This window comes from Vibrio sp. 10N.286.51.C3, from assembly GCF_003050065.1.
Taxonomy (GTDB): Bacteria; Pseudomonadota; Gammaproteobacteria; order Enterobacterales; family Vibrionaceae; genus Vibrio; species Vibrio crassostreae.
In genome coordinates this window covers 17,059-36,490 of the sequence record NZ_PIGC01000017.1, presented here as the reverse complement: position 1 = coordinate 36,490, position 19,432 = coordinate 17,059, and the positions used below count along the sequence as shown (strand labels likewise).

General features: G+C 44.3%; 17 protein-coding genes and 1 pseudogene. 13 read left to right on the top strand and 5 right to left on the bottom strand.

The window, feature by feature from the left end:
- Positions 1 to 250: 250 nt before the first annotated feature.
- Positions 251 to 1,078, top strand: a complete 828-nt coding sequence (locus CWO27_RS17405; protein ID WP_107899292.1) for a 4'-phosphopantetheinyl transferase family protein — start codon at positions 251 to 253, stop codon at positions 1,076 to 1,078.
- Between the two features lie 20 nt (positions 1,079 to 1,098).
- On the opposite strand, the gene CWO27_RS17400 is transcribed toward CWO27_RS17405, so the two are convergent.
- Positions 1,099 to 1,506, bottom strand: coding sequence for a thioesterase family protein (locus CWO27_RS17400; RefSeq protein ID WP_048661480.1), 408 nt, complete (start codon positions 1,504 to 1,506; stop codon positions 1,099 to 1,101).
- A 356-nt stretch (positions 1,507 to 1,862) separates the two neighbouring features.
- Between CWO27_RS17400 and CWO27_RS17395 the strand changes: the two genes are divergently transcribed.
- The 3 genes from CWO27_RS17395 to CWO27_RS17385 all read left to right on the top strand — a co-directional run bounded on the left by CWO27_RS17395 (position 1,863) and on the right by CWO27_RS17385 (position 5,042).
- The gene (locus CWO27_RS17395; protein WP_048661479.1) at positions 1,863 to 2,858 is read left to right on the top strand and encodes a TRAP transporter substrate-binding protein; all 996 of its coding nucleotides are present in this window, start codon (positions 1,863 to 1,865) and stop codon (positions 2,856 to 2,858) included.
- 64 nt (positions 2,859 to 2,922) lie between these two features.
- A complete protein-coding gene (locus CWO27_RS17390; RefSeq protein WP_048661478.1) occupies positions 2,923 to 3,678 on the top strand; it encodes a TRAP transporter small permease in 756 nt (251 codons plus the stop codon).
- Between the two features lie 2 nt (positions 3,679 to 3,680).
- Positions 3,681 to 5,042, top strand: coding sequence for a TRAP transporter large permease (locus tag CWO27_RS17385; RefSeq protein ID WP_102432835.1), 1,362 nt, complete (start codon positions 3,681 to 3,683; stop codon positions 5,040 to 5,042).
- A gap of 74 nt (positions 5,043 to 5,116) precedes the next feature.
- Here the strand turns inward: CWO27_RS17385 and CWO27_RS17380 are convergent, their stop codons facing one another.
- From CWO27_RS17380 to CWO27_RS17370, 3 genes are all read right to left on the bottom strand, one after another.
- The gene (locus tag CWO27_RS17380) at positions 5,117 to 5,299 is read right to left on the bottom strand and encodes a hypothetical protein (protein WP_017106218.1); all 183 of its coding nucleotides are present in this window, start codon (positions 5,297 to 5,299) and stop codon (positions 5,117 to 5,119) included.
- A gap of 155 nt (positions 5,300 to 5,454) precedes the next feature.
- Positions 5,455 to 6,801, bottom strand: coding sequence for a sigma-54-dependent transcriptional regulator (locus CWO27_RS17375; protein WP_048664260.1), 1,347 nt, complete (start codon positions 6,799 to 6,801; stop codon positions 5,455 to 5,457).
- A 29-nt stretch (positions 6,802 to 6,830) separates the two neighbouring features.
- Positions 6,831 to 8,651: a sensor histidine kinase gene (locus CWO27_RS17370; protein ID WP_102432834.1), complete on the bottom strand. Its 1,821-nt coding sequence runs from the start codon at positions 8,649 to 8,651 to the stop codon at positions 6,831 to 6,833.
- 163 nt (positions 8,652 to 8,814) lie between these two features.
- Between CWO27_RS17370 and CWO27_RS23915 the strand changes: the two are divergent.
- From CWO27_RS23915 to CWO27_RS17335, 8 genes and pseudogenes are all read left to right on the top strand, one after another.
- Positions 8,815 to 8,997 (top strand): annotated as a pseudogene (locus CWO27_RS23915) (hypothetical protein); the annotation flags it as partial.
- A 294-nt stretch (positions 8,998 to 9,291) separates the two neighbouring features.
- Positions 9,292 to 10,590 carry a trigger factor gene (gene tig / locus CWO27_RS17365; protein WP_017106221.1) on the top strand — a complete coding sequence of 433 codons (1,299 nt, stop codon included), beginning with the start codon at positions 9,292 to 9,294 and terminating at the stop codon, positions 10,588 to 10,590.
- A 105-nt stretch (positions 10,591 to 10,695) separates the two neighbouring features.
- Entirely contained in the window at positions 10,696 to 11,322 is a 627-nt protein-coding gene (clpP, locus tag CWO27_RS17360) for an ATP-dependent Clp endopeptidase proteolytic subunit ClpP (protein ID WP_004736080.1), read from the top strand.
- Positions 11,323 to 11,403: 81 nt separating this feature from the next.
- Complete coding sequence (gene clpX / locus CWO27_RS17355; RefSeq protein ID WP_009847283.1) at positions 11,404 to 12,684, top strand: ATP-dependent protease ATP-binding subunit ClpX; 1,281 nt, start codon at positions 11,404 to 11,406, stop codon at positions 12,682 to 12,684.
- Positions 12,685 to 12,816: 132 nt separating this feature from the next.
- Entirely contained in the window at positions 12,817 to 15,168 is a 2,352-nt protein-coding gene (gene lon / locus CWO27_RS17350; RefSeq protein ID WP_019824784.1) for an endopeptidase La, read from the top strand.
- A 169-nt stretch (positions 15,169 to 15,337) separates the two neighbouring features.
- Positions 15,338 to 15,631: an HU family DNA-binding protein gene (locus tag CWO27_RS17345; protein ID WP_012604504.1), complete on the top strand. Its 294-nt coding sequence runs from the start codon at positions 15,338 to 15,340 to the stop codon at positions 15,629 to 15,631.
- Between the two features lie 219 nt (positions 15,632 to 15,850).
- A complete protein-coding gene (ppiD, locus tag CWO27_RS17340) occupies positions 15,851 to 17,716 on the top strand; it encodes a peptidylprolyl isomerase (protein ID WP_048661474.1) in 1,866 nt (621 codons plus the stop codon).
- A gap of 246 nt (positions 17,717 to 17,962) precedes the next feature.
- Positions 17,963 to 18,262 (top strand): ComEA family DNA-binding protein, encoded by a 300-nt coding sequence (locus CWO27_RS17335; protein ID WP_048661473.1) that lies wholly within the window; start codon positions 17,963 to 17,965, stop codon positions 18,260 to 18,262.
- Here the strand turns inward: CWO27_RS17335 and rrtA are convergent.
- Positions 18,253 to 18,801, bottom strand: coding sequence for a rhombosortase (rrtA, locus tag CWO27_RS17330; protein WP_107899291.1), 549 nt, complete (start codon positions 18,799 to 18,801; stop codon positions 18,253 to 18,255). The two genes, CWO27_RS17335 and rrtA, sit on opposite strands and share 10 nt — an antisense overlap.
- A gap of 9 nt (positions 18,802 to 18,810) precedes the next feature.
- On the opposite strand from rrtA, the gene CWO27_RS17325 reads away from it, so the two are divergent.
- The gene (locus tag CWO27_RS17325; protein WP_102478429.1) at positions 18,811 to 19,410 is read left to right on the top strand and encodes a tRNA-uridine aminocarboxypropyltransferase; all 600 of its coding nucleotides are present in this window, start codon (positions 18,811 to 18,813) and stop codon (positions 19,408 to 19,410) included.
- Positions 19,411 to 19,432 lie beyond the last annotated feature (22 nt).

The following is a 19,432-nucleotide window of genomic DNA, read 5'->3' as shown; positions in this document are numbered from 1 at the left end:
TTTTGAGTTGGTGAGATCTATGTCATATTTTTGTAAGTAACATTTAATGGATGCCTCTTGTGCAAGGCTAAGTGTGATCTGTGTTTTAATTTGTTATTATTTGAAAAATTAGTTTTAAGTCCTCATATGAAGGGGGTTTCCCTCCCGTATTCTCTAGGTTCCACTTAATTCATAGGTGAGTTAAATTTGTTCGATTGGGTTGTTCCAATCGTGTTTTGAAGAGTGATTTATAGAAGTGAGTTCGAGTTAAATGAAAACTCCCGTTGTTGATTTGTGGCTATGTTCTCTGGGTAACTTGAATGACCAGCCAGATATTGTATCTCAGCTCAAAAAGAGACTGACGGCCGACGAGATAGCCAAAGTTGAGCGCTATCGAATGCCTTCATCTCAAATTCAGGCCCTGTATGTTCGCAACTACCTAAGAAAGGTGCTGTCGAGCTATTCTGATTTGATGCCTGAAGCGTGGTGCTTTGAATATGGTGAGAAAGGGAAGCCAAGATTAATTGAGAAACAACAAATAGAAACCGGCCTGAATTTCAATATCAGTCATAGCAAAGAACATTTGTTAGTCGCGGTTTGCCAGAGAGAAGGGAAGCGAGTTCAACTGGGTGTCGATATCGAACATGCAAGAAGCTCGACCAATATCGATTCAATCATGAAGCACTATTTTTCAGATAAGGAATTGGCGGATTTACTTAAACTTAGTAAAGAGCTGCAGAGAGAGCGCTTTTTCGATCTATGGGCGCTGAAGGAGTCGTATATCAAAGCGACGGGCAGGGGGCTAGCCACATCGTTGCGAAGCTTTTCGTTTGATTTCTCCAATCTGACGGAGCAAACATTGCCAATTCACCCTTCGAATTTTCAACCAAAGTTGCAGGATGAAATTAGATTTCATGGTGAAATCAGCATATACAGTGGAGTTGGGTTGGATGTTACTGAGCAAACCGATATTTCTACAGATTGGCAATGTTGCTTAGGGCGGTTGGATGAGCAGTATCGCTTTGCGGTTACGCTCGGCGGAAATTTGCTACCGATGCAGATAGAGATGAGAACCTTTCCATCATCTCATCTCTTTTAAGCTAGCTTGGTGAGGTGAAGTTAGCTCGTTTCGCCAAGCATCGCTTTTAATACTTCAGCGGGTACAGGCTGAAGTTGCTTGTCTTTATCAAGGCAGACCATTTCAATATCACCAATCACAGCAGGCTTAGTGGCATCTTTGCGCCACACTTCTTGTCGCCATAGCGTTTTGTATTTTCCATCGAGTTCAAAAGAGGTTCTGATATCGCAAATCTCAGCGAACTCAACCCCATCTTGGAAAGTCATGTTGGCTTTATACACCGCAAAACCTAATCCGTGCTCATTCCACAAGGTCGCCAGTTTATCGCTGCCCAAGACATGTTCGCGCGCACGCTCGAAGTATTTAAGAAAGTTAGGGTGATAAACCACACCTGAGTGATCGGTATCTTCATAGTAAATTTGTACTGGGTGATGGTAGACCTGACTCATTGGTAGCAACTCTTGGTAAGTAGTGGATCAGTAAATCTGACTAAGTTGTGCAGCACTTTACAGGATAGGTCGAAATTACTTCAAGGCATCATCGGTAATGTGGCTTTTGGTCAGACCTCATTCGGCCTTATTCATTACTAATACGTTGGTCAACTCCCACCCATTTACAAATATTCTATGTGTCATTTCCCACCCATTGATTTTCGCAGCGAGTTGGTGATTGCAGCAGGCAGATATCATGAAGCCTTATAGTTAAAGGGTTGTTAATGATTTGTGTCAATGTGGCGCGCTAATTGCCTTAGTGAAAGCACGCAGTTCCCATTGAAGGGCTGCTTTGTTTACTAAGGAGAATAATAATGTTTAAGCCTCTTACCCTGCTGTCTGTATCTGCTCTGGCGCTCACAAGTTTTAATGCTGCTGCAAACTGTGACCCTGGTGAAATCGTGATTAAATTCAGTCACGTAACCAATACCGATAAGCACCCGAAAGGCATTGCCGCTTCTCTACTAGAAGAGCGAGTAAACACTGAAATGAATGGTAAAGCTTGTATGCAAGTTTTCCCTAACTCGACACTTTACGATGATAATAAGGTACTGGAAGCCCTGTTAAATGGTGATGTTCAAATGGCGGCACCTTCGCTGTCTAAATTTGAGAAATTCACTAAGAAATACCGCATTTTTGACCTTCCTTTCCTATTTGAAGACGTAGAAGCCGTCGACCGTTTCCAAAACTCAGAATCTGGTGAAAAACTGAAGAATGCGATGAAGCGTCGTGGTCTTCAAGGCTTAGCATTCTGGCACAACGGCATGAAACAAATGTCGGCGAACAAACCTCTTATCAGCCCTGAAGATGCAAAAGGTTTGAAATTCCGTGTTCAAGCATCAGACGTATTGGTAGCTCAGTTTGAACAACTAGGCGCTAACCCACAGAAGATGTCTTTCAAAGAAGTGTACGGTGGCCTGCAAACCAAGGTTATCGATGGCCAAGAGAACACATGGTCAAACATCTACGGTAAGAAGTTCTTTGAAGTACAAGACGGCGTGACTGAAACCAATCACGGTATCTTGGATTACCTAGTGGTAACGTCAAACGACTTCTGGAAAGACCTACCTGAAGATGTACGCACACAGCTTGGTACTATCGTTCAGGAAGTGTCTGAGACGCGTAACGCAGAATCTTCAAAAGTTAACCTAGCGAACAAAAACAACATCATCGAAGCTGGTGGTGAGGTTCGTACACTTACGCCTGAACAGCGTGAAGCATGGGTAGTTGCGCTTCAACCTGTATGGAAGAAGTTTGAAAAAGACATCGGTTCAGATCTTATCGATGCAGCGTTAGCTTCAAACCAATAATACCGCTAAGGGAGTGGCGAGTATTCGTCACTCCTTATTAAAACAATTATAAGCGGAGTCAATTATGGAAAAGCCTCAAATGGAACAACCAAATTCTAGCGAATCAGCACTGGAAACCTCTCTTTTTTCCAAAGTCGGAAGAGTTACGGATGTGATTGAAGAGTCATTAATCGCATTTTTCCTTGGCGCAATGACGCTACTTACTTTTGCCAATGTGGTATTTCGATACGCATTCAATGACAACATATTATGGGCACTGGAATTAACGGTGTTCATGTTTGCTTGGATGGTGTTGGTCGGCGCATCTTATGGTGTTAAAAAACATTTCCACATTGGTGTTGATGTGATCATCAACCTTGCCCCAGAAAAGCTACGCAAAGTGTACGCGCTAATCGCCGTGACAAGTTGCCTAGCATTCTCAATCCTACTTCTTATCGGCTCTTGGAATTATTGGTACCCATTCGCGACCGATCGCGCATGGTACGAGACCGACGATATTCCAATGCCAGAGATGCTTCAGTTTCTTGCTGACTGGCTGAATGAAGGCGAGCGATACGAGAAACTGCCACGTTTTATTCCTTATATGGCGTTGCCGATTGGTATGGCAATGCTGACGTTCCGTTTTGCTCAAGTTGCTTACCAAGTCGTAACAGGCAAGCTTGACCGTATGATTGCAGGACACGAAGCCGAAGAAGAGCTGGATGCATTGAAAGCTGATGTTTTAGCGGGTTCTGATGAAGACGCGACAGCAGTATTGGATTCGACTAAGCAGAACAAAGCGAACGAGTCGGGTACAAAATCTAACGGTAAGGAAGACTAATCATGGCAATGTTATTTCTATTTTTAATGGTAATTGCTTTCATGTTGGTCGGTGTACCAATTGCAATTTCCCTCGGTTTATCGAGCGTAATATTCTTATTGATGCATTCAGATGCGTCATTAGCTTCAGTCGCACAAACGCTGTTTAATGCATTTGCAGGCCACTACACACTCTTAGCGATTCCTTTCTTTATCTTGGCCTCTAGCTTCATGTCTACGGGTGGTGTGGCGAAGCGGATTATTCGTTTTGCTATCGCGATGGTGGGCTGGTTCCGCGGCGGTTTGGCTATGGCATCGGTTGTGGCATGTATGATGTTCGCAGCCCTTTCTGGTTCATCTCCTGCAACGGTAGTGGCGATCGGTAGTATTGTTATCGCAGGTATGATCAAAAACGGCTACACAAAAGAATTCGCTGCAGGGGTTATCTGTAACGCAGGTACCTTGGGTATTTTGATTCCACCGTCAATCGTGATGGTGGTTTATGCTGCAGCGACCGATGTATCGGTAGGTCGTATGTTCCTAGGCGGTGTGATTCCTGGCCTGTTGGCGGGCGTGATGTTGATGATAGCTATCTACATTGCGGCACGTATTAAGAAGATTCCGGCACAGCCGTTTGTGGGTTGGGGCGAGATGTTCGCAGCAGCGAAAGATGCGAGTTGGGGCTTGCTACTGATTGTCATCATTCTGGGTGGTATCTACGGCGGAATCTTTACACCAACAGAAGCGGCGGCTGTTGCAGCGGTTTATGCCTTCTTTATAGCCAACTTTATCTATAAAGATATGGGACCTTTCGCTGACAAGAGTAATACCAAGCCTGCGCTGGTGAAAGTGTTCCAAACCTTTTGTCACAGAGACACCAAAGACACGCTCTATGATGCGGGTAAGCTGACTATCATGCTGCTGTTTATCATTGCCAACGCATTGATTCTTAAGCATGTTCTAACAGAAGAGCGTATTCCTCAAATGATCACTGAGTCTATGCTTTCTGCTGGCTTAGGACCGATCACCTTCTTGATTGTGGTGAATGTTCTACTCTTGATTGGTGGGCAGTTCATGGAGCCATCAGGTTTGCTGATCATCGTAGCGCCGTTGGTATTCCCAATTGCCATTGCACTCGGTATCGACCCAATTCACTTAGGTATCATGATGGTGGTGAACATGGAGATAGGGATGATAACGCCGCCTGTCGGGCTCAATTTGTTTGTGACCGCAGGTGTCGCGAAGATGTCGATGATGAACGTGGTAAAAGCCGCACTGCCTTGGGTAGGCGTAATGTTCTTGTTCTTGATTATCGTCACTTACGTGCCTTGGGTGTCAACATGGTTACCAACCACCTTGATGGGGCCGGAGATCATTACCAAGTAGTTGGCGGTTTAGATACACGGCTAGTCTAACGAACGGTTTCATTCTCAATGTAAATAACAGCGATAGATGAAGAGTTATACTTTTTCATCTATCGCTTTCTTTTTCCCGCGCCGTAAAGTACCGCTTATGCGTCTGTCATAGCCTTTCCAGCGCAGTTTTTTCTTTCTTCGATCGCGCCCAGATCTTCTTTCTACTTCATAATGGTCATCAATAAGCACTGTATCTACAATGACAGGAATGGTCGTTTTTTCGTTCATATGCAACTTATCCTTAAAGTCGACATATGAATTATGGAAGATGAATCTTATCTCTGCCAGTTTCGATAGACATTCAGATCAAGTTGCGCTTTGCGTTTTGTTTCGTTGTTGATTCTTTTATTTCGTAGCTTAATTTTCACTTCAAAATCTATTGTTTACTTAAAATTATCTTTGTCGATTTGATAGCGTTGCATTTTGTCGTAAAGCGTTTTTCTTGGGACATTTAATTGAGACATGGTTAATTTTATACTCCCTTCATTCTCAATCAACGCGCGCTCGATCACTGCTTTTTCGAACTCTGACACTTGGTCCGATAGGCTAATACTGGCGTCTGAATGGATCTCTGAGTTCGCACCATCCCCCAATTGAGCTAGTTTTCCGAGTAAGATGAAGCGTTCAGCGCTGTTACGTAGCTCACGTACATTCCCTGGCCAATCATGAGCCAAAAGTGCGTGCAGTTCCTTTTGTGGAAGGGCTGGGGCTGTCTTGCCATAACGCGCCGCAGCAACCAGTAAGAAGTGATGGAACAGGGCTGGGATGTCTTCTTGTCTGCTTCTTAACGGCGGCAAGTCTAAGGTCACAACGTTAAGTCGATAATAGAGATCTTGGCGGAAAGTGCCTTCTTCAGCGGCTTTCTTTAAGTCGACTTTAGTGGCCGCAATCACTCGAATGTCCAGAGGGACTAAACCATTAGATCCAACCCTTTCGATGACTCGCTCTTGCAAGACGCGCAACAGGCGAATTTGTGCTTGCATCGGCATGGACTCAATTTCATCCAAGAATAGAGTTCCGCCTTGAGCAAATTCAAATTTACCCACTCGCTTGCTTTCTGCGCCAGTGAATGCGCCTTTTTCATGGCCGTACAGTTCACTCTCAATCAGGTTTTCAGGGACCGCGCCGCAGTTGACCGCGACGAAGTTTTGTTCTCGTCTGCTGCTTTGTTCATGTAGAGAACGTGCAACTAATTCTTTGCCTGTGCCAGTTTCGCCAAATAACAAAATATCGGCGTTGGTGTCGGCAACGTGAGTGATGATAGACCGCAGTTCTGTCATTGATTGTGTGTCACCAATGATCCTTGGGCCAAGCGCTTGGCTGGCCTTGAGTGAACGTTTTAACTCAAGGTTCTCGAGGGTTAGTTGACGTTTTTCTATCGCTCGCTTGGTGGTTTCGATTAGGCGCTCATTGGCGAACGGCTTTTCGATGAAGTCATAGGCGCCGTATTGGATTGCTTGAACGGCCATCGAAATATCGCCGTGACCAGTAATCATAATTACGGGGATCTCTTTGTCTTTGTGCATCACGGTGTTGAGCAGATCATGCCCAGACAGACCCGGTAAACAGATATCAGTGATGATCACGTGAGGTAAGCCGTTTTCTTGAATCGCGAGCAGAGCTGACTCCGCATCGGGAAAGAATTCGGCATCAATATCGGCGAGCTCGAAGCTCTGTTCAATAGCCATTCTCAGATCGGATTCATCATCAATGAAATAGACGTGACACATAGTTATTCCTTTACTTCTTTGTATTCTGGTTATTGCTGCGTTTTTGCTTGCTGTTCTTGTTCAACAAGGGGTAACTCTATGCTGAATCGAGCACCACCTTGAGGGCTGCTTCCTGTAACGAGCTTGCCATTTATTCCGCTGATTATTTGTTGAGAAATCGATAGCCCAAGTCCAAGTCCGTTTTTCTTGGTGGTATGGAAGGGTTCAAAAAAGTTTCCGTTCGAAGGGGAGGTGAAGCCGGGACCATTATCATCGACATGAATCAGCAAGGTCTGGGCTTGTTGATGGTCGGACTCCCTAATCTCTAACAGAATAGCTAATTGTTTATCATCTTGTTGTTCCATCGCCTGAATCGCATTAGTCAGCAGGTTAATGATCACCTGTTCCAGTTGAATAGCGTTGGCGAGCACGCAAGCATCAAAGATTTCAGGGAGTTCGTTGACCTTAACTCGTTCACTCTTGAGCTGTGGCTTCATCAGCTCTTTCGATGAATGTAAGATAGGGAGTATTTGCAAGGTGTGCAGTTCTTCCGCGGTGGATTTCTTTGCAAAGGAGCGAAGCTGGTGGCTGATTTTCGCCATGCGATCAGTGAGTGCCGAGATTCGCGATAGATTGTCATCGACACGATCGGTTTTTTCTTTGGCAAGAAACAGTCGGCCATTGTCGGCATAACTGCGAATCGCAGCGAGCGGGTTATTTAGTTCGTGACTGATGCTCGCCGACATTTGACCTAGCACCGCCAGTTTGGCGGCTTGGATGAGTTCGTCTTGGGTTTGCCTCAATACATGTTCGGTTTCGATACGATGTTTAATTTCGACATGCAGCTCTGATGTGCGTTCGAGTACTTGAAATTCGAGCTTTTGCTTGGCTTCGGATTGCAGCCTATCTATCTGAGCGCGTCTTTGTTGTCGATGGTGGTTGAGCTGCATTGTGAGGTAAATAATCGCAAAGATAAGGCTGAGAACCACAAGGTAAGCAACCAAGTCCCACCAAACTAAGTGGGTCGGAGAAAATACCCGTATGGTGAGTTTTGGCTCGGCTAAGAAGCGAGAGGAGCTAAAGAACTGTTCTTGGACGAGCTTGTGCTGAGACTCAATATTGCTAGTAGCGCTCTCGAAATCACCGGAGAAGTGTAGGCTTTCTATTTTTGTATCGAGATACTGTCTGCTTTCTTGAATTTGAGAGTGCTGTTCTTCGCTTAGTGGTTGAAGGCTTTTGAACAGCCATTCAGGGTTACTCGACATAAATACGATTTGGTCTTTATCGTCAGCAACGAAAAAACTCTGTTTGCCTTTCCAACTTGCTTCAATCAGCGATAAATCCATCTTTACAACAATGACGCCAATAATCTCGGCGGCATAGGAGACGGGGTAAGAATAATAATAGCCTCGCTTCCCAGAAGTTGATCCTAGCGCAAAATATTGATTTTCATTGCCAAGAATCGCTTCTTGAAAGTAAGGGCGGAAAGCAAAATTACGACGAATAAAAGAACGCGGTTGATTCCAATTACTGGCTGCGATGGTGGTACCGATACTGTCTAGTAGGTAGGTGTCGGATGCTTGAATCACCGAGTTTACGTGCTCTAGATAACGATTAGTGAGTTCGATTTGCGCAGAGTTACTTGGAGAGTGCAGGGCATCGACCAGCTCTTTGTCTTTTGAAAGCAGTTCTGGAATGTGCGCGAACTTGTCCAATTGACTTGAAATATGAACTGAAAAACGGTCTAGCTTAGATTGATGATCATTTAACAAACTTTCATGGCTTGTGCTCCACACCCAATGACCGCCAAACACCATCAGTAAACTGTATGTGACCATTAATAGTATTGGGATTCTAAAAGCTTGAAACATGAAGGCTCTCCGCTAATTTCTTTGGTAAACAATCAAGCCTGTCTTCTCTCGTTTATGGTAGCAAATAGCGGTAGTTTTTGCTGAAAGCAGAGAGTGAACAGATGGGTGTAGGTTAAGGGTTTGTAACGGGGATTGTTGAAAAAGTTATCGACTCTGAGGGGTAAAACAAGAGCAAGATCTCTTTTTAAGGTTTTTAGCAAAAAAAGCCCTCGATTCCCTTGAAAAAGTCGCTATTGTCCCCATTTCTGTTGTGCTAAGTGATGATTTGATCGTTTTTGTATCACTTAGTTGGACGAATTTAGAGCATTCATCATCATGCAGAGGTGAACGGCTCGACAGAGATTAAACAGATCGCTAGAATGTCGCGTCTAAAATTTCTGTCCTGAGGCTAATCGGAGATACCTTTCTTGTTTCTGAAAACAAGCTTTATTGCGTTTTAATCGACGTGTGAAGAACGAAGATATCGCTGATTAGTCTGGTGTTTGGTTGAATAATCAATTCAGACATCAATGCTCGATTTTAAATTAGGTGTTCGGATAGAGCACTACACAAGGATGCAGCCAACAACGTCGGCTTTTGAATTAAAGCTAAGTTACGGCTCATATGCTCAGATTACTGAGCCAGTTTTGAGGTTTATATAATGCAAGTTACTGTTGAAACGCTAGAAGGCCTAGAGCGCCGTCTTAATATTACTGTTCCTGCTGCTAACATCGAAGATGCAGTTACAGCTGAACTACGCAACATCGCGAAAAACCGTCGTTTCGATGGTTTCCGTAAAGGCAAAGTGCCAATGAAGATGGTTGCTAAAATGTACGGCAAAGCAGTACGTCAAGACGTGATGGGCGAAGTAATGCAACGTCACTTCATCGAAGCGATCGTTAAAGAGAAAATCAACCCAGCTGGCGCTCCAACTTTCGCACCAGTTGAAAACAACGAAGGCGCTGACCTAGTATTCAACGCAACTTTTGAAGTTTACCCAGAAGTTGAGCTGAAAGGTCTAGAAAACATCACTGTTGAGAAACCAGCAGTAGAAGTTAAAGAAGCTGACGTTGAAGAGATGATCGAAACTCTACGTAAGCAACAAGCGACTTGGACTGAAGTTGAAGCTGCTGCTGACGCTGGTTCTCGTGCAACTATCGACTTCGTTGGTTCTATCGACGGTGAAGAGTTTGAAGGCGGCAAAGCTGAGAACTTCCCACTAGAGATGGGCGCTGGTCGCATGATCCCTGGCTTCGAAGACGGTATCGTTGGTAAAACAGCAGGTATGGAATTCGAAATCGACGTAAACTTCCCAGAAGATTACCACGCTGAAAACCTAAAAGGTAAAGCAGCTAAGTTCTCTATCAAGCTGAACAAAGTTGAAGCTCGTGAACTTCCAGAACTAAACGAAGAATTCGTTTCTAAGTTCGGTGCTGCTGACGGCGTTGAAGGTCTTAAAGCTGAAGTTCGTAAGAACATGGAGCGTGAGCTTAAGCAAGCTGTTAAGAACCGCATCAAAGAGCAAGCTATCGACGGTCTAGTTAACGAAAACAACATCGACGTACCTTCTGCTCTTATCGATCAAGAGATCGGTGTTCTACGTCAACAAGCTGCTCAACGTTTTGGTGGCAACACTGAAGCTGCTGACCAACTTCCACGTGAGCTGTTCGAAGAGCAAGCTAAACGTCGCGTAGTTGTAGGTCTTCTTCTTGGTGAAGTAATCAAGACTGAAGAGCTAAAAGCTGACGACGAGAAAGTTAAAGCTATCATCGAAGAGATGGCTACAGCATACGAAGATCCAACAGAAGTTATTGCTTACTACGAGCAAAACGAGCAAATGATGAACAACATGCGCAATGTTGCTCTAGAAGAGCAAGCTATTGATGCAATCATCGCTAAAGCTCAAGTTTCTGATAAAGAAGTTAGCTTCAACGAGCTAATGAATCAGCAACCTGCTTAATATAGTAATATCTGACGTAGAAGGTTGACGTACGGTCAACAATTCTGCTAACAATGGTCCGTATGATTTAATCATTCGGGCCATTTATTTTAGGGACATAAGAATATGAGCTACCAAGAAAAAAATACAATGCCATCGATTATGGACGCACTAGTTCCTATGGTGGTTGAACAGACTTCCCGTGGTGAACGTTCTTACGATATTTATTCTCGTCTATTAAAAGAACGTATCATTTTCTTAACAGGTCAAGTGGAAGACCACATGGCAAATCTTGTCGTGGCTCAACTGCTTTTCTTGGAATCAGAAAACCCAGACAAAGATATCTATCTTTACATCAACTCACCTGGCGGTAGCGTAACAGCAGGCATGTCTATCTACGACACAATGCAGTTCATCAAGCCAAACGTGAGCACAGTATGTATGGGTCAAGCTTGCTCTATGGGTGCATTCTTACTAGCGGGTGGTACTCCTGGTAAGCGTCACGTGCTTCCAAACTCACGTGTAATGATTCACCAGCCACTTGGCGGCTTCCAAGGCCAAGCGTCTGATATTCAAATTCACGCGCAAGAGATCCTAACGATCAAACAAAAGCTAAACAAACTATTGGCAGAGCACACGGGTCAGCCTCTAGAAGTTGTTGAGCGCGATACAGATCGTGATAACTTCATGTCTGCTGATCAAGCAGTAGAATACGGCTTAGTGGATTCAGTTCTTAATCACCGCGGTCAATAATTGCAGGGCAATTGTTTAACGCAAAGTGATTCAAATTGATATACACTCAAGCATAGAGAGTTAAGGCTAAGAGGTTAGCGAATGACAGATAAAAGCAAAGAGGGTGGTAGCGGTAAACTGCTTTACTGCTCTTTCTGTGGCAAAAGCCAACACGAAGTTCGCAAGTTAATCGCAGGTCCTTCTGTTTACATTTGTGATGAATGTGTCGATCTTTGTAACGACATTATTCGTGAAGAAATTAAAGATGTTCTTCCTAAGAAAGAATCGGAATCGCTGCCAACGCCGCGTGAGATTCGTGAGCATCTTGACGACTATGTAATCGGTCAAGAATACGCGAAGAAAGTGCTAGCAGTTGCAGTTTATAACCACTACAAGCGTTTACGTAATGGTGACACGACAGCTGAAGGCGTAGAGCTAGGTAAGAGTAACATTCTTCTTATCGGTCCTACTGGTAGTGGTAAAACACTACTTGCTGAAACATTGGCTCGTTTCCTAGACGTTCCTTTCACTATGGCTGATGCAACAACACTAACCGAAGCGGGTTACGTGGGCGAAGATGTTGAAAACATCATCCAGAAGTTGCTTCAGAAATGTGATTACGACGTAGCGAAAGCGGAACGCGGCATTGTTTACATCGATGAAATCGACAAGATTTCTCGTAAAGCTGAAAACCCATCAATCACGCGTGACGTGTCTGGTGAAGGTGTACAGCAAGCTCTACTAAAACTTGTTGAAGGTACAGTTGCTTCAGTTCCACCTCAAGGTGGTCGTAAGCATCCACAGCAAGAGTTCTTGCAAGTGGACACGTCTAAGATCCTATTTATCTGTGGTGGTGCGTTTGCAGGCTTAGATAAAGTGATTGAACAACGTGTAGAAACAGGTTCAGGTATCGGCTTTGGCGCAGAAGTGCGTTCAAAAGACGAAACCAAAACTATCGGTGAATTGTTCACTCAAGTAGAACCTGAAGATCTAGTGAAGTATGGTCTGATTCCAGAATTCATTGGTCGTCTACCTGTGACAACAACACTGACAGAGCTTGATGAAGAAGCGCTAATCCAAATCCTATGTGAGCCAAAGAATGCACTGACAAAACAGTACGCAGCATTATTTGAGCTTGAGGATACAGAATTAGAATTCCGTGAAGACGCCCTACGTGCAATTGCTAAGAAAGCAATGAACCGTAAAACAGGCGCTCGTGGTCTACGTTCTATCTTGGAGGGTGTTCTACTAGAAACTATGTACGAACTGCCATCTTCAACTGATGTAAGCAAGGTTGTGATTGATGAGTCGGTAATTAATGGTGAGTCAGAACCACTATTGATTTACAGCAACTCAGATAACCAAGCAGCTGTTGCAGAGTAGGTCTTTTTTAGACAAGTCACTCAAATTGAAAAAGGAGGTAAGCAATTACCTCCTTTTTTTTATTCTTCCATTGAATCCAGTCGTTTAAGCCCCATATACTGCTTTATAAGTTAAAGCGGAAGAGAGAAATATATGAACTTGGAACGTTCCGAGCGTATCGAAATCCCCGTGCTACCTCTACGTGATGTAGTGGTTTACCCACACATGGTTATTCCATTGTTTGTTGGTCGTGAAAAATCGATTACATGCCTTGAATCGGCAATGGAAGCTAACAAACAAGTACTACTTGTAGCGCAGAAAGAAGCGGACACTGATGAGCCTTCAATCGACGACCTATTTAACGTAGGTACAGTCGCTACCATTCTTCAGTTACTCAAGCTCCCTGATGGTACGGTTAAAGTACTTGTTGAAGGTCAGCAGCGTGCAAAGATTCACCAATTCAAAGAAAGTGAATTCTTCTTAGCGGACGCCGAATACGTTGTTACCTCAGAACTTGACGAAAAAGAACAAGAAGTGGTTGTTCGTAGTGCGATCAATCAATTCGAAGGCTTTATTAAGCTAAACAAAAAGATTCCACCAGAGGTTCTAACATCTCTGAACGGTATTGATGAGGCAGCTCGCCTTGCTGATACGATTGCTGCGCACATGCCACTTAAGTTGGTAGACAAGCAGCACGTTCTAGAAATCTTAGATGTGACAGAACGTCTGGAATTCTTGATGGGCCAAATGGAGTCAGAAATTGACATCCTGCAAGTTGAAAAACGTATCCGTGGCCGCGTTAAGAAGCAGATGGAAAAATCTCAGCGTGAGTACTACCTGAATGAGCAAATGAAAGCGATTCAGAAAGAACTTGGCGAGATGGACGACGCACCTGATGAATTCGAGACTCTGAAGAAGAAGATCGAAGATTCTAAGATGCCTCAAGAAGCTCGTGAGAAAACTGAGCAAGAACTTCAAAAACTGAAAATGATGTCGCCAATGTCTGCTGAAGCAACAGTAGTACGTAGCTACATTGATTGGATGGTTGGTGTTCCTTGGGCTAAGCGTTCAAAAGTTAAAAAGAATTTAGCTAAAGCGGAAGAGATCTTAAATGAAGATCACTACGGCTTAGAGCGTGTTAAAGAACGTATTCTTGAGTACTTGGCAGTACAAAACCGTATCAACAAGCTAAAAGGTCCAATCCTTTGTCTTGTAGGTCCTCCTGGTGTTGGTAAAACCTCACTAGGTCGTTCGATTGCTGCGGCAACGGGTCGTAAGTACACACGTATGGCGCTAGGCGGCGTTCGTGATGAAGCTGAGATTCGTGGTCACCGTCGTACGTACATCGGTTCACTTCCGGGTAAATTAATCCAGAAGATGTCTAAAGTTGGCGTTAAGAACCCACTGTTCCTATTAGATGAAATCGATAAGATGTCTTCTGATATGCGTGGCGACCCATCTTCAGCGCTTCTAGAAGTACTAGACCCAGAACAAAACAACGCATTTAACGATCACTACCTAGAAGTCGATTACGATCTATCTGATGTGATGTTTGTTGCAACGTCTAACTCGATGGACATCCCTGGCCCACTATTGGACCGTATGGAAGTGATTCGCCTGTCTGGTTACACAGAAGATGAAAAGCTGAACATCGCTAAGAGCCACCTATTGGACAAGCAAGTTCAACGCAACGGTCTTAAGCCTCATGAAATTGAGATTGAAGACTCTGCAATCATCGGCATTATCCGTTACTACACGCGTGAAGCGGGTGTACGTAGCCTAGAGCGTGAAATCTCTAAGATCTGTCGTAAAGCTGTGAAGAACATCTTGCTAGACAGCGACCTTAAGTCTGTAACGGTTAATATTGATAACCTGAAAGAGTACTTAGGCGTTCAACGTCATGACTTCGGTAAAGCGGATGAAAGTAACCGTATTGGTCAAGTGACTGGTTTAGCTTGGACTCAAGTTGGTGGTGATCTACTGACTATCGAAACTGAAGCAATGCCGGGTAAGGGTAAGCTAACGCAAACCGGTTCACTTGGTGATGTGATGAAAGAATCGATTCAAGCGGCAATGACCGTGGTTCGTTCTCGTGCAGAAAAACTGGGTATTAACTCAGATTTCTATGAGAAACGTGATATTCACGTTCACGTACCAGAAGGTGCTACACCGAAAGATGGCCCGAGTGCGGGTATCGCAATGTGTACTGCATTAGTGTCTAGCTTGACGGGTAACCCTGTTAAAGCTGAGGTCGGTATGACAGGTGAAATTACCCTTCGTGGTGAAGTTTTACCTATCGGTGGCTTGAAAGAAAAACTGCTTGCAGCACACCGTGGCGGCATCAAAACTGTACTGATTCCTAAAGACAATGAGCGTGATTTGGAAGAGATTCCAGACAACGTAATCGCTGACTTGAAGGTGATCCCGGTTCAGTGGATTGATGAAGTACTCAAAGTAGCGCTAGAACGAGATCCGTCTGGGGTCGAGTTTGACGTGAAAAAATAGTGATGCATAGCAAAAATAAGTAAAGAATTACGCTGATAGGCCCGAAAAGGCTTGTCAGCGTTTTTTTTGGACGCTAAGTTATTGATCAAAGCGGCAGCCCTTTTGCAATAAGGCTTGCGGCTAAATTAAAACCAAAATGGAACGTACAGTCATCAAGAAGTAGTCACAGATGACACATAGGGGAAAAACAGTGAATAAAACACAACTAGTAGAATCAATCGCAGAAAACGCAGACATCTCTAAAGCTTCAGCTGGCCGCGCTCTAGACGCATTCATCGAAGCAGTTGGCACAACGCTACAATCAGGCGACCAAGTTGCACTTGTTGGCTTTGGTACTTTCAGTGTTCGTACTCGTGCTGCTCGTACAGGTCGTAACCCAAAAACTGGTGAAGAGATCCAAATCGCAGAAGCTAAAGTACCTGGCTTCAAAGCGGGTAAAGCACTTAAAGACGCATGTAACTAATTTCTACGGCTGAAACCTCGGTTTTGCGAGGGGAAGGCTGTAAAATGCGTTTACTGTTTGAAAAATGATGTTTCATTTTTAAACAGTATGTGTACAAAGCACATTGAACTTATTTAAATTATGCGCATCCTACTGATGCGCATTTCTTTTTCTGATAATATCGCGTGAATAGATTTTTATTTTGAAGCCAATGCTTCATATCCGGAGAGCACTTAAATTATGATGGATCGATTACGCGAAGGCGTGAATAGCATCGCGGTAAAAATTATCCTTGGGTTGATTATCCTGTCATTCGTATTCGCAGGTGTAGGCAGCTACATCACCGGTGGCGGTAACAACGCAGCAGCTAAAGTTGGCAACACAGAAATTGCTCGTGGTGAGTTCGAACAGGCTTACCAAAACGAACGTAATCGCATGCAGTCTCAACTTGGCGATTACTTCGCTCAAATGCTTGCAGACCCTGCATACGTAGAGTCTTTCCGTAAATCAGTACTTGATCGCATGATCAACGATGTACTGCTTGAGCAGCAAGCTGAGTCTTTAGGTCTACGAATCAGTGATTCTCAAATCCGTACCATGATTCTAGAAATGCCTCAGTTCCAAACAGCTGGTCAATTCGACCAAGAAGTTTACCAATCGGCACTACGTCGTGCAGGTTTCAGCGCAGAGAGCTTCGCTGAATACATGCGTCGTGACCTAATGCGCAACCAGCTTGTGACTGCACTTCAAGGCAGTGAATTCGTTCTTCAAGGTGAAATCGATACTCAGAGCAAGCTTATCGCACAAACTCGTGACATTCGCACAGTGACACTGTCTGTTGCTGACCTTGCGAAAGGCATCGAGCTAACTGACGAACAGATCGAACAGTACTACCAAGAGAACCCTGCAGCTTACACTCGTCCAGAGCAAGCGAAGGTATCTTACATTGAGCTTTCTGCTGAAGCACTTAAGTCTCAGCTTGAAGTAAGCGATGAAGAAGCGCAGAAGTACTACCAAGAGCACCTAGACAAGTACTCAACTGAAGAGCAACGTAAAGTTAGCCACATCTTAGTTCAAGGCGATGACGAAGCGAAAGCTCAGTCTATCCTAGACGAACTAAATGCAGGCGCTGATTTTGCTACGCTAGCGGAAGAGAAATCTGACGACTTCGGCAGTGCTGACGTTGGCGGTGACCTAGGTTGGATCGAACGTGATGTGATGGACCCAGCATTCGAAGACGCGGCTTTCGCTCTTGAGAATATTGGTGACACGACTGGTCTAGTTAAATCTGATTTCGGCTACCACATCATCAAGCTCGACGAACTAAAAGCGTCTCAAGCTCAGCCTTACACTGAAGTAGCGGCAGAGATTAAGCAAGAGCTTCTAGACCAGCACGCTGTAGACCAGTTCTACGAGCAACAAACTGAGCTAGAAAAAGTAGCGTTTGAATTCCCAGATTCTCTTGATGATTCTGCAGAAGCTATCAATGCGAAGATCACAACAACAGATTTCATCTCTCAAATTGACGCTCCAGAAGTTCTGATGACGCCTGCAGTTATGCAAGCTATCTTGAGCCCTGAAGTGAAAGAAGACGGTCTAAACTCTGAAGTTATCGAAGTGGCTCCTGAGCACGTGATCGTTGTTCGTGTAGAAGAGACTCGCGACGAGACAGTTCTTCCTCTAGCTGAAGTGAAAGATCAAGTTGTCGCTGCATTGTCTGCTGTACAAGCTGAGCAACAAGCGGTTGAACTAGGTGTTTCTCTAGTGAACGAACTAAAGCAAGGCAATGAAGCAGTGCTAGCGGACAACAATCTTGAGTTCACTGAACTTGAAACGATTGACCGCAACTCTCCGTTAGCAGCATCTGTATTCGCTCTAGCGAAACCAGAAGCAGGCCAAGCTGTGTTCGGTCAATCTAAAGACCAAGACGGTAACATCGTTGTTGTTGAGCTTTCTAAGGTAACGGCTGAAATCAACCCAGCTTACAGCACTCAAATTGGTGCACAGTTGGAACGAGTTGGTAACCAACAAGATCTGACTAACGTACTAAACGTACTTCGTAAAAACGCTGACGTTGAATACTACGTAGTAGGCCAAGGTCAGTAAGCATCGATTAGCCCGGTAGTTAAGCCTGTTTGGTTACTGACTACCGAGAGTCACATGCGATGGTTGTTGTTTTGCAAATTAGGTTTATTCGATAAATCAGATTTGTGAGCCAACAAACACACTGATGAAAACAAGATGTATAACGAAGCGGGTCACTTAGGTGACCCGCTTTATTTTTGTTTGGTGATTGTGTTATCTAGTGCGGCAAATGCATAAGTTACCTTTTTTTGTACAAAGGAACGATTTATGCGCACGATATATTCAACACTACTTCTTTCATTTCTGATGCTCTTAAGCCCTGCAGTGTTTGCAGACAGCCCAACTAAAGCTGAGCTTTACGATGGCATTGAGATTACGGTTAACATCAATACCGCGACAGCAGAAGAGCTATCAGCACTACTGGTTGGTGTTGGTGACAAAAAAGCCCAAGAGATTGTCGACTACAGAGAGCAGAACGGGGCGTTTACAACTGCTGATGGCTTGGCGAGTGTCAAAGGGATAGGTGAAGCGACAGTTAAAAAGAACCGCGAAAGAATTCAGCTTTGATCCGTTTCTTTATTGGTTAGGTATAAAACGATAGCTATGAAGCCCCCGGCCAGAGCACCTGCTAGGTGGGCTTCAATTGCGACACGAGCGTTAATCAGTTCGCCAGTCGTGCTAGAGGGGCCAACAAGCTGCTCCCAAGCGATTTTAGCTATTAACCCCAACACTAATAGCCAACTAGATTTCCTGCCGTTTAAAGCCTCTCTGAGCGCGAATAAGCCAAACAACCCATGCAAAGTGCCAGATAGGCCAACATAGATCTGAATACTCGAAAACAACAGAGCGATCCCAGTCACTAGACTAATCACAAGCAGAGCAAGAACAAGCTGTTTTTTACTCGGTTGAAACAGATAGCTGATGATCCATAAGCCTGCTAGATTCATCAGAAGGTGCGAGTAGTTGGTATGTGAAAAGTTTCCTGTTAGGATCCGCCACCATTGCCCCTCGGCAATCGCATTGCTATCCCATACGACCCAAGCTTGTATTGGCTCAAATTGGAATAAGACGCATAAAAGTGAAGTGAAAATTAAAACAGGGTACACATTAAATCCATGTCTCGTTATTGCCCCCAATGCAGCAAGGCTTTGAAAGCTTGTATTTGTCAGTGGGTTACACCACTCGAATCGAATGTTGAGCTTATCATTCTTCAGCACCCATCAGAAGAGCACCGTCCGATGGGAACCGCGCGTATTCTCTCGTTATCTCTAAAAAACAGCGTGACGCTTGTTGGTGAAGACTTTTCAGACAACGAACAACTGAACGCATTGCTGGCCGATGAACAGTACCAACATGTGATTTTATACCCAAGTGAAAATTCTGTGCCTGTTGAGTCGGCAACATACCCAAGCAAGAAGCTACGTGTGATTTTATTGGATGGGACGTGGAAGAAAGCATTCAAGGTGTGGCAAGTGTCGAATAACTTGCATGCGTTGAACACGGTCCACTTACCCAAAGATCTCAAGGGTAATTACCGAATTCGCAAAGCACCCAGTGAAAACAGCCTTTCAACCGTTGAAGCTGGCTATCATTTGCTTAGCTTGTTAGAGAGTGATGGCGAATTTAGCCCTTTGCTAACGGCATTTGATCAAATGATTCAGTTTCAAATCAATCAAATGCCGCCGGGTGTGTTTGAGAAAAACTACTTAGATTAAGCCGTTTCAGTAAAATGAGTCA

Bases quoted from the DNA above. Each gene is read 5' to 3' on its own strand.
- CWO27_RS17405 (WP_107899292.1), top strand. From the start codon at position 251: ATGAAAACTCCCGTTGTTGATTTGTGGCTATGTTCTCTGGGTAACTTG.
- CWO27_RS17400 (WP_048661480.1), bottom strand. From the start codon at position 1,506: ATGAGTCAGGTCTACCATCACCCAGTACAAATTTACTATGAAGATACC.
- CWO27_RS17395 (WP_048661479.1), top strand. From the start codon at position 1,863: ATGTTTAAGCCTCTTACCCTGCTGTCTGTATCTGCTCTGGCGCTCACA.
- CWO27_RS17390 (WP_048661478.1), top strand. From the start codon at position 2,923: ATGGAAAAGCCTCAAATGGAACAACCAAATTCTAGCGAATCAGCACTG.
- CWO27_RS17385 (WP_102432835.1), top strand. From the start codon at position 3,681: ATGGCAATGTTATTTCTATTTTTAATGGTAATTGCTTTCATGTTGGTC.
- CWO27_RS17380 (WP_017106218.1), bottom strand. From the start codon at position 5,299: ATGAACGAAAAAACGACCATTCCTGTCATTGTAGATACAGTGCTTATT.
- CWO27_RS17375 (WP_048664260.1), bottom strand. From the start codon at position 6,801: ATGTGTCACGTCTATTTCATTGATGATGAATCCGATCTGAGAATGGCT.
- CWO27_RS17370 (WP_102432834.1), bottom strand. From the start codon at position 8,651: ATGTTTCAAGCTTTTAGAATCCCAATACTATTAATGGTCACATACAGT.
- tig (WP_017106221.1), top strand. From the start codon at position 9,292: ATGCAAGTTACTGTTGAAACGCTAGAAGGCCTAGAGCGCCGTCTTAAT.
- clpP (WP_004736080.1), top strand. From the start codon at position 10,696: ATGAGCTACCAAGAAAAAAATACAATGCCATCGATTATGGACGCACTA.
- clpX (WP_009847283.1), top strand. From the start codon at position 11,404: ATGACAGATAAAAGCAAAGAGGGTGGTAGCGGTAAACTGCTTTACTGC.
- lon (WP_019824784.1), top strand. From the start codon at position 12,817: ATGAACTTGGAACGTTCCGAGCGTATCGAAATCCCCGTGCTACCTCTA.
- CWO27_RS17345 (WP_012604504.1), top strand. From the start codon at position 15,338: ATGACACATAGGGGAAAAACAGTGAATAAAACACAACTAGTAGAATCA.
- ppiD (WP_048661474.1), top strand. From the start codon at position 15,851: ATGATGGATCGATTACGCGAAGGCGTGAATAGCATCGCGGTAAAAATT.
- CWO27_RS17335 (WP_048661473.1), top strand. From the start codon at position 17,963: ATGCGCACGATATATTCAACACTACTTCTTTCATTTCTGATGCTCTTA.
- CWO27_RS17325 (WP_102478429.1), top strand. From the start codon at position 18,811: ATGTCTCGTTATTGCCCCCAATGCAGCAAGGCTTTGAAAGCTTGTATT.